Below are 8,483 nucleotides of genomic sequence, written 5' to 3' on the forward strand. Positions count from 1 at the left end.
CCCCGCGCCCCTACAGGCGATCAGGGGTCAGCTGCCGCGCACCAGGGGTTCAATAGCCAGCGCGGCGCGCAGCAGAACGGCGTCGTGCCCGCTGGGCGCGGCCAACAACAAGCTGGTGGCCAGGCCTTCGGCGTTTACCCCGCTGGGCATTGCAACGCCGGGCATGTCCAGCAAGCTCCCAGGCATGGTCAGGCGCAGGGTGGCCAGGTTCGTTTGCACGAACAGTTCTTCATCGGCTTCCAGGGGCGCAAGTAGCGGCGCTACGTGGCCCACAGTGGGGGTGATCAGCAGCGCGCCGTCCAATTCATCGGCCATTTGTTGGCGCAGATCGCGGGCCGCCTGGTACAGCCTGATCTGCTCGCTGGCCGGAAAATGTCGGGCCCTTTCGAGGCGCTTGCGTACTCGCGGGTCGAGTTGATCGGCCGCAGGGCTGTCAAGCAATGATTGATGCAAGGCAAAGGCTTCGGCGCTGCCCAACCAGCCTCTGGTTTCGATCAAATGCAGCGAGGCGTGCAAGGTGTGGACCGGCCGCTCCTCAATCACCGCGCCAGCGCTGGCCAGCCGCTGCAAGGCGGCGAGCAGGTTATCGCGTACCGCCGGTTGAATGCGGCTGTCGCCTGGTACGTTCGGGTCGAATCGCAGTCGCAAGGCCCCGAGCGAAAGCGGCTGGTCCTTCACCCCGCCGCCCAGGAGCGTGTCCACACAGATCACGTCCCGCACACTGCGCGCCAACGGCCCGAGCGCATCAAGGGATCGCGCCAGGGGAAATACTCCAGTGGCCGCATAGCGTCGACGGCTGCTGCGGTAGCCCACCAGGCCATTGAGCGCGGCGGGTATGCGGATCGAGCCAGCGGTGTCGGTGCCCATGGCCAACGGCACCACGCCTGCAGCGACCGCGATGGCCGAACCTGAAGACGAACCACCGGGTACCCGGGCAGGCTCGCCGTAAAGGGGGTTCACCGGCGTGCCGAAGTGCGGATTGAGGCCCAGCCCGGAGTACGCGAGCTCGCTGAGGTTGGTCTTGCCTACGTTCACCAGGCCGGCACGGGTGAGCTGGCTCACCAGTGTGGCGTCCTGGTTGGCAGGTGCCAGCCCACCTCGCGCCACGGCGCCGGCCGTGGTCACAGTACCGGCCAGGTCGAACAAGTCCTTCCAGGCAATCGGTACGCCATCGAGCGGCGATAACGGTTGCCCCGCCGCCCAACGAGCGCTCGCGGCTGCAGCTTCACGCCGCCCACGTGTTTCAGTGAGCGAAATAAAAGCTGCGGGAGCCTGCCGGGCGCGCGCCAAGGTGGCCTCAAACGCCAGGTCGGGCGTACTAGCCCCTTGAGCGAAACCTTCAGCCAGCGCAAGCGCATCGATGAACATGCGATCTCCATAAACGTATACATTTATATTTTGTACGTTTTTGATATAGCAGCGTTCATGCCAAGGTACTGGGTGCGTCAGTCAAAATCCTGGTATCACCTGACCTTGAGCGGCCTAGGTGATAGATACATCGGGATCCACACAAATGTATATAAAAGTAAATGATCCATTAATGAGCATTCCTGTAACACCCGCACCACAAACCAACACGGTGACCTGTTACCGCAACCCTGGCCTGTGAGTCAGGCCACACTGTGAGACAATCCCCGCACGCTGTGACCTGGAACCTGTGCCCATGCCCAACGCTGCTTCTCTGGAAGACCGCTCTGCTTCACGCTACGAAATGATCCGCGACACGCTGCGCGGCGCGATCCTTACGGGCCAGGCAGTGCCAGGGCTGGTGCTGGTGGAAGCGCCGCTGGCGCAGCTGTTCGGTACCAGCCGAGTGCCTGTACGCCAGGCGCTCAACCTGCTGCATGAAGAAGGTCTAATCCGCAGATTCGAAGGCCGCGGCTACCTGATCGATGCCTTGGGCACCGATGCCCCTCCCCTTCGCCTGGCGCTGACTCGCCAGTTGTTGGGCCTTGAAAGCCACGAGGAATTGATCGACACACGTTCGCTGGGAGAGCGGGTTTACGACGAGTTGTCGGGTACGGTCACGCGCTTTATGGTGTTCGGCCATTACCGCATCGACGAACAGCTTGCGGCTCAGGCCCTCAATGTGAGCCGCAGCGTGGTGCGCGAAGCGCTCATGCGGCTGCGTGACAAGGGCCTGGTGGAGAAGGAACCCTACGCACAATGGTTGGCCGGCCCACTCACCGCCCACGCGGTAACTGAAGACTACGAACTGCGCGCCCTGCTGGAGCCCGATGCGCTGCGCCAGCGCGCCAGCGCCCTTCCACGCGCTGAGCTGCAGGCCATGCTCGACCGTATCACCGCCGCGCAGCAGGCTGGCGCCGAGGCTAGCCGCGCGGCCATCGAGCAGATCGAGCAGGACCTCCACGTTACGTGTTTGGCTGGCCTGCCAAACGCCCGCATGGCGGGCATCATTCGCCAGTGCCAGATCCCCATGAGCATCGGCCGAGTGCTGCACGAGGCGCTGAGTACCAGCATCGACGAGGCCATGCTGATCGAGCATCGCCTGGTGATCGAATCCTTGTTACACGGAACGGTGGATTCGGCCGCGCTGAATCTGCGTGAGCACCTGCTCAGGGCGCGAGAGCGCACCCTGCAGCGGCTTAAAGTGCTATCGGTACTGCCCGAGCCGGAATTACCCAGGTATATGGAGCGGTTGGCGTAGGCCTCGGGGAACCGCACCGCCAACCACCCACTAAACTTGTGCTTCCACCCAAGCGGAGCACACGACCATGGCCAGCAAAAATACCGTTTGCTTGTGGTACGACGGCACAGCCCTCGATGCCGCAACCTTTTATGCCGATACCTTCCCGAACAGCGCCGTGGGCGCGGTCTACCATGCGCCTGCCGATTTCCCCGCCGGTAAGCGAGGCGATGTGCTTACGGTCGAATTCACGGTGTTGGGCCTGCCGTGCGTGGGGCTGAACGGGGGGCCGGCGTTCCAACCCACTGAGGCGTTTTCTTTCCAGGTGGCTACTGAAGATCAGGCCGAAACCGACCGGTTGTGGGATGCCATCGTGAACAACGGCGGGCGGGAAAGCGCCTGCGGCTGGTGCAAGGACAAGTGGGGGGTGTCCTGGCAGATCACCCCGAAAGTGCTGCTCGAGGCGATCACCCATCCGGATACCAGCGCCGCCCAGCGAGCGTTCCAGGCCATGATGGGGATGGGCAAGATCGACATCACGGCGATCGAGGCGGCGGTCAGGGACGATTCGCCTGCTTCTGGCCTCACTCCTCCTGCGTAATCAGCGCCTGGCATTCGAGCAAGGCTTGCTTGTGCGCTGCCTCGTTGGCGCGGATGCGCGCCGCTGGCCCCACCAGGCTCAGGCCGTACATGCCCTGAGCCGTGGCCAGCCCCACCGCCATGGCACCCACGCCGGGCATGTGTTCCTCGTAGTCGCAGGAAAACCCGGTGGCCCGAACCTCGCTCAACTCCTCGATCAGTTGATCGAGCGAAAGCGTGTTAGGCGTGAGCTGGCGTATGTTGCCTTCCAGCAGCTCGCGCACGGCCCGCTCGGGCATCTGCGCCAGGATCACCTTGCCGCAGGAGGTGGCGTAGATACTCAGCAAACTGTTGACGCCCGGCGCGACCCGCAGCTCCTGACTGGACACCACGCAGTGCAGGATCATCAGTTCCAGCCCGCTGGCGTGGGCCAGCACGGCCGTTTCCCCGGTGCGCTGCGACAGGGCCTCAAGGTGCGGCCGGGCGCGGGCGGTGAGGTCCAGGTGGCTGCGCGCGGCCAGGCGCATCAACGCCGGCCCTAACCGTACACCGGTGCCACTACTGGTTTCGAGCAGCTGTTCCACCGCCAGCGCATCCACCAGCCGCTGAACGGTCGAGCGTGGCAATTCGATACGTTTGGCGATGGCGCCAAGGCTCAAGCCTTGGGGTTCAGCCTCGAGGCAGCGAAGAATGGCGGCGGCGCGGGAAATGACCTGGATACCCCCACGTTCGGCATCTGACAGTGACACGGCATTGCTCCTTGTATTGCTGGCCGGTACACTGTACCGAAATTTCCTACGTAATGCCTTTTCTTTTCTGAAGGACCCTTCGTGAGTTCACCCACTCCTGCTACGGCCCCCGCTACAGCACCCGCTGCTGCGCCCGCGCCCAAGCCAATGCCTGCGCCCGCGCCGTTCACCGGCCGCCTGGCCCTGGGCCTGGTCGGCGTATTGATCGCCGCGCTCACGTCCGGCATCAACGATCGGGTGACGGACATTGCCCTGGCTGACCTGCTTGGCGCCTATGGCCTGGGCCATGACGAAGGGACCTGGTTCAGTTCGGTGTATGCCGCCGCCGAGGTTTCGGCCATGCTGCTGGCCCCCTGGTTTGCAGTTACCTTCTCGCTGCGCCGGTTCGCCGTGGTCGCCACGGTCGCGTTTGGCCTCCTTGGCGTGCTGGCGCCCCTTGCGCCCAACTTTTCTACCCTGCTGTTGCTGCGAGTGCTGCAAGGGCTGGCTGGCGGCGCGCTGCCGCCGCTGCTGATGACCGCCGCGCTGCGCTTCCTGCCGTGGCACATCAAGCTCTACGGGTTGTCGGCCTATGCGCTCACAGCTACGTTCGGCCCCAACCTGGCGCTGCCGCTGGCGGCCCTGTGGACCGAGAACGCCGATTGGCGCCTGCTGATGTGGCAGATCATCCCACCGTGCCTGCTGGGCAGCGCCTTGATCGCCTACGGTTTGCCGCAAGACCCGCTGCGCCTGGAGCGCCTGCGCCAGTTCGACTGGCGGGGCGCGGTGCTGGGGGCTGGTGGGCTGAGCCTGTTGGTGGTGGGCCTGACCCAGGGCGAGCGGCTGGACTGGTTCGAATCGCCGTTGATTACCGCGTTGCTGCTGGGGGCTGCGGTGTGCCTGCCGCTGTTCGCCTTGAACGAGTGGTTCCACCCCCTGCCGCTGTTCAAGCTGCAACTGTTAGGGCGGCGCAATTTCGCTTTCGGCATCGCCACGCTCATGCTGTTCATGTTCCTGGGGCTGGCGGGCAGTGCCATTCCTTCGGCCTACCTGGCCAACGTGCAGGGCTATCGACCCCTGCAAACCATGCCACTGGCACTGACGATCGCGCTGCCTCAGTTGCTGGTGGCACCGTTCATTGCCTTTGTGATCAACCGTAATTGGGTGGACGCCCGCTATGTGATCGCCGCAGGCCTGGTGCTGCTGAGCACCGCTACCCTGCTCGCCTCGCAGATCACCAGCGTGTGGATCCGTGACGACTTCTACCCCCTGCAAGTGCTGCATACCTTCGGCCAGCCCATGGTGGTGGTGCCCCTGCTGATGCTGGCCACCGGGGTGATTCACCCGCTGGAAGGCCCCTTCGCCTCCGCCATGGTCAACAGCCTGCGCGGGCTGGCATCGGTGGTGTCCGGGGTGGTGCTGGAAAACTTCATCACACATCGCGAACACCTTCACTCCAATACCTTGCTCGACCAGGTCGCCAGCCGGTTGCCCTCCCTGCCAGCCGAACAGGCGGTGCAGATCGCCGGGCGGGTTCGGCAGCAGGCGTTCACCCTTACCTACGCCGACGCCTGGCTGGCGCTGATCACCATCGCCCTGGCCTTGGTGCTGATCCTCGTAACGCTGCCCGTGCGCGCCTATCCACCGCAACCTCCGGTACCCACATGAAACATAGAACTTCCCTTTCCCTGGCCGTGTTGGCGGTCGTTGCCTGTGTGGCTTACGGTGGCTGGCGCTTGATGGCCACGGGCTCGCTCGAGCGGACCGATGACGCCTACATTCGCGCCGATTCGGTGCTGGTGGCGCCCCGCCTGGCCGGGCAGATCGTCGAGGTGGCAGTTGACGACAACCAGAAGGTCAAGGCTGGCCAGCTGCTCGCACGCCTGGATGACAGCGAATACCTGGCTGCACAAGCGGCGGCCCGCGCCAACGTGGCGGGCGCCGAAGCGGAGTTGAAGAACCTGGAAGCTGGTATTCAGCGTCAGGCCGCGATCATCACTCAGGCCGGCGCTACCCTTCGCGCCACCGAGGCCTCGCTCAAGTACGCCCAAGCCAATGCCCAGCGCTACCTGAACCTGTCCAACAGCGGCGCTGGCACCCAGCAAGAGCGCCAACGCTCCGAAGCCGAACTGCTCGGCGCCCAGGCGGCCCGCGACCGCGATGCCGCCGCTCAGGTGGCGTCCGCGCGCAGCCTGGACGTGCTCAAAGCCCAGCACGAAGTGGCCCAGGCCACGCTGGAAAAAGCCCAGGCGGACCTTCGCCAGGCCGACCTCAACCTCTCCTGGACCCGCATCGTGGCGCCGCAGGATGGGCTGATCGGCCAGCGCTCGGCCCGCGTGGGTGCGTATGTTGCCCTCGGCACGCCGCTGATGGCCGTGGTACCGGTGGATGACCTGTACGTGATCGCCAACTTCCGTGAAACCCAACTGGAGCACATGCGCGCCAACCAGCCGGTGAACATCCGCGTCGACAGCCACCCCAACGTGCCCTTCCATGGGCATCTGGAGAGCCTGGCCCCCGCCACCGGCTTGAGCTTTTCGGCCATCTCGCCAGACAACGCCACCGGCAACTTCACCAAGGTGGTGCAGCGCATTCCGGTGAAAATCCGCTTCGACGACGCCCCTGAAGCCTTGCAGCATTTGCGCGTGGGCATGTCGGTAGTCGTGGACGTAGACGTAAGCGGGGGCGGCGAATGAACCGCTGGGCAGTGATAGCAGGCGCGGCCATGCTGGCAGGCTGCAGCGTGGGGCCGCAATTCGAACCTCCGCAGGCCGCGTTGCCGGCGCAATGGGACGCCGCGCAAAGCCAGGGCAACCTCAACCCTCAGTGGTGGCGGCAGCTGGGCGATGAGCAGCTGAGCAGCCTGGTTGAGCGCGTCGCGAGCGGTAACCTGGACGCCCAGATCGCCGCCAACCGCCTGGAGCAAAGCCGACTGTTGCGTGGTATCAGCGCTGGCGATCGCCTGCCTACCGTCAGTGGCCAGGCCGGCTACAGCCGTGAGCGCAACAGTGGCGAGGGCCTGAGCGACCCGTCCGGCCAGAACGGCCAGGCGCCGTTCGAACTCTGGACACTGGCGGCAGATGCCAGCTGGGAAGTGGACCTCTGGGGGCGGGTGCGCCGAGCAGTGGAAGCCGCCGATGCACAGGTAGCCATCAGCCGCGCCGAACGCGACGGCCTGTTGCTGAGCCTGGCGGCGGAAACCGCCAGCGACTACCTGCAACTGCGAGGTGTACAGGCGCAACTGGCAGTCACGCAGCAGAACCTGGAAATTGCCCGTCAAAGCCAGCAACTTACCCAGACCCGTTTCGAAAACGGCGTGACCACTCAACTGGACGTGGCCAACGCTGCCGCCCAGGTGGCCACGGTGTCAGCCCGGGTGCCGGTGCTCGAGGCGCAGCGCGCTCGCCTGATCAACGCGCTGAGCGCCCTGCTCGGGCAGCCGCCGCGGGCGCTGTTTGCTGAACTGATAGAGCCCCGGCCGCTGCCGCAACCGCAAGACGCCATCCCCTTGGGCCTTCCCTCGGAGCTGGCTCGGCACCGGCCTGATATCCAGCGCAGCGAGGCCGCCTTGCATCGGGCGGTTGCGGCCACCGGCGCCGCCCAGGCGGATTTCTACCCGCGGCTCACACTCGGTGCCAGCTTTGGCACCCAAAGCTTCAGCGGCAATGACCTCAACGACTGGGGCGCCCGCGACTGGTCGTACGGCCCCAGCCTGTACCTGCCGATCTTCCAGGGCGGCCGGCTTACCGGCACCCTGGCCCTGCGTGAACACGAACAACAGGCGGCGGCCATCGACTACCGCCGCACCGTGCTCGCTGCCTGGCATGAAGTGGACGATGCGCTGAACGACTACGCCGCCGAACGCCGGCACCACGACGCACTGCAGGAGGCCGTGCAGCAGAACGACCGCGCGCTGGACGTGGCCCGCCAACGCTACAAGGAGGGTGCAATCGACTTCCTCAACGTGCTCAACGTGCAGCGCGCGCTGCTGGAAACCCAAAGCGCGCAGGTGTCCAGCGCCACCCAGAGCGTGCTGGACCGGGTGCGGTTGTACAAGGCATTGGGTGGGGGCTGGCCTGAGGGAAGCTAGCCTTCCAGGGGGTACCGTCCGTCGCCCACCGGGCACCCTTAGCGCAGCGTCGTACCCAAAGAAGGGTAATCCCCACAATTGCGGAGATTCACCCATGAACATAAGAACACTGACCGGCCTGGTATTGGCCGGTGTGCTGGGCGCCACCTCAGTGGGCGCGCTGGCGGCGGAATCCACTAAAACAACGGCGCCCAACAGCGGCAACACCACCAACCCGTCTACCACTGGCGGCGGCAATGGCAGCGATGCCGGCGGCATGGGCCAGAGTACCCCGGGCACCCCAGGTACTGGCACCGGCGGTATGAGTAACGGTACCGGCGGCGGCGCGGACGGTGGTGGCGCAGGCGACGGTGGCGGGTCCAGTGGCGGCGGCAGCGGCGCCGGTGGTTCGGGTGGCGGCTCGGGCGGCGGTGGCTCGGGCGGCTAATCCTCACCTGCT

At 65.4% G+C, this 8,483-nt stretch carries 8 protein-coding genes; 6 read left to right on the forward strand and 2 right to left on the reverse strand.

Features of this window, described 5'->3' with window-relative positions; all coding sequences use genetic code 11:
- Nucleotides 1-27: 27 nt before the first annotated feature.
- Nucleotides 28-1,368: an amidase gene (locus G7016_RS17025; protein ID WP_181116773.1), complete on the reverse strand. Its 1,341-nt coding sequence runs from the start codon at nucleotides 1,366-1,368 to the stop codon at nucleotides 28-30.
- Nucleotides 1,369-1,663: 295 nt separating this feature from the next.
- On the opposite strand from G7016_RS17025, the gene G7016_RS17030 reads away from it, so the two are divergent.
- Complete coding sequence (locus G7016_RS17030) at nucleotides 1,664-2,668, forward strand: GntR family transcriptional regulator (protein WP_181116776.1); 1,005 nt, start codon at nucleotides 1,664-1,666, stop codon at nucleotides 2,666-2,668.
- Nucleotides 2,669-2,735: 67 nt separating this feature from the next.
- The gene (locus G7016_RS17035) at nucleotides 2,736-3,248 is read left to right on the forward strand and encodes a VOC family protein (protein ID WP_181116779.1); all 513 of its coding nucleotides are present in this window, start codon (nucleotides 2,736-2,738) and stop codon (nucleotides 3,246-3,248) included.
- Here G7016_RS17035 and G7016_RS17040 read toward each other — a convergent pair.
- Nucleotides 3,232-3,975, reverse strand: coding sequence for an IclR family transcriptional regulator (locus G7016_RS17040; RefSeq protein ID WP_181116782.1), 744 nt, complete (start codon nucleotides 3,973-3,975; stop codon nucleotides 3,232-3,234). The two genes, G7016_RS17035 and G7016_RS17040, sit on opposite strands and share 17 nt — an antisense overlap.
- 147 nt (nucleotides 3,976-4,122) lie before the next feature.
- On the opposite strand from G7016_RS17040, the gene G7016_RS17045 reads away from it, so the two are divergent.
- From G7016_RS17045 to G7016_RS17060, 4 genes are all read left to right on the forward strand, one after another.
- Entirely contained in the window at nucleotides 4,123-5,622 is a 1,500-nt protein-coding gene (locus G7016_RS17045) for an MFS transporter (protein ID WP_181116955.1), read from the forward strand.
- The gene (locus tag G7016_RS17050; RefSeq protein ID WP_181116785.1) at nucleotides 5,619-6,650 is read left to right on the forward strand and encodes an HlyD family secretion protein; all 1,032 of its coding nucleotides are present in this window, start codon (nucleotides 5,619-5,621) and stop codon (nucleotides 6,648-6,650) included. The genes G7016_RS17045 and G7016_RS17050 overlap by 4 nt, the downstream gene beginning before the upstream one ends.
- Nucleotides 6,647-8,044, forward strand: a complete 1,398-nt coding sequence (locus G7016_RS17055; RefSeq protein ID WP_181116788.1) for an efflux transporter outer membrane subunit — start codon at nucleotides 6,647-6,649, stop codon at nucleotides 8,042-8,044. Before G7016_RS17050 ends, G7016_RS17055 begins: the two co-directional genes overlap by 4 nt.
- Before the next feature lie 94 nt (nucleotides 8,045-8,138).
- Complete coding sequence (locus tag G7016_RS17060) at nucleotides 8,139-8,471, forward strand: hypothetical protein (protein WP_181116791.1); 333 nt, start codon at nucleotides 8,139-8,141, stop codon at nucleotides 8,469-8,471.
- The last annotated feature ends 12 nt before the right edge of the window (nucleotides 8,472-8,483 follow it).

Source organism: Pseudomonas japonica, assembly GCF_013522925.1.
Classification (GTDB): domain Bacteria; phylum Pseudomonadota; class Gammaproteobacteria; order Pseudomonadales; family Pseudomonadaceae; genus Aquipseudomonas; species Aquipseudomonas japonica_A.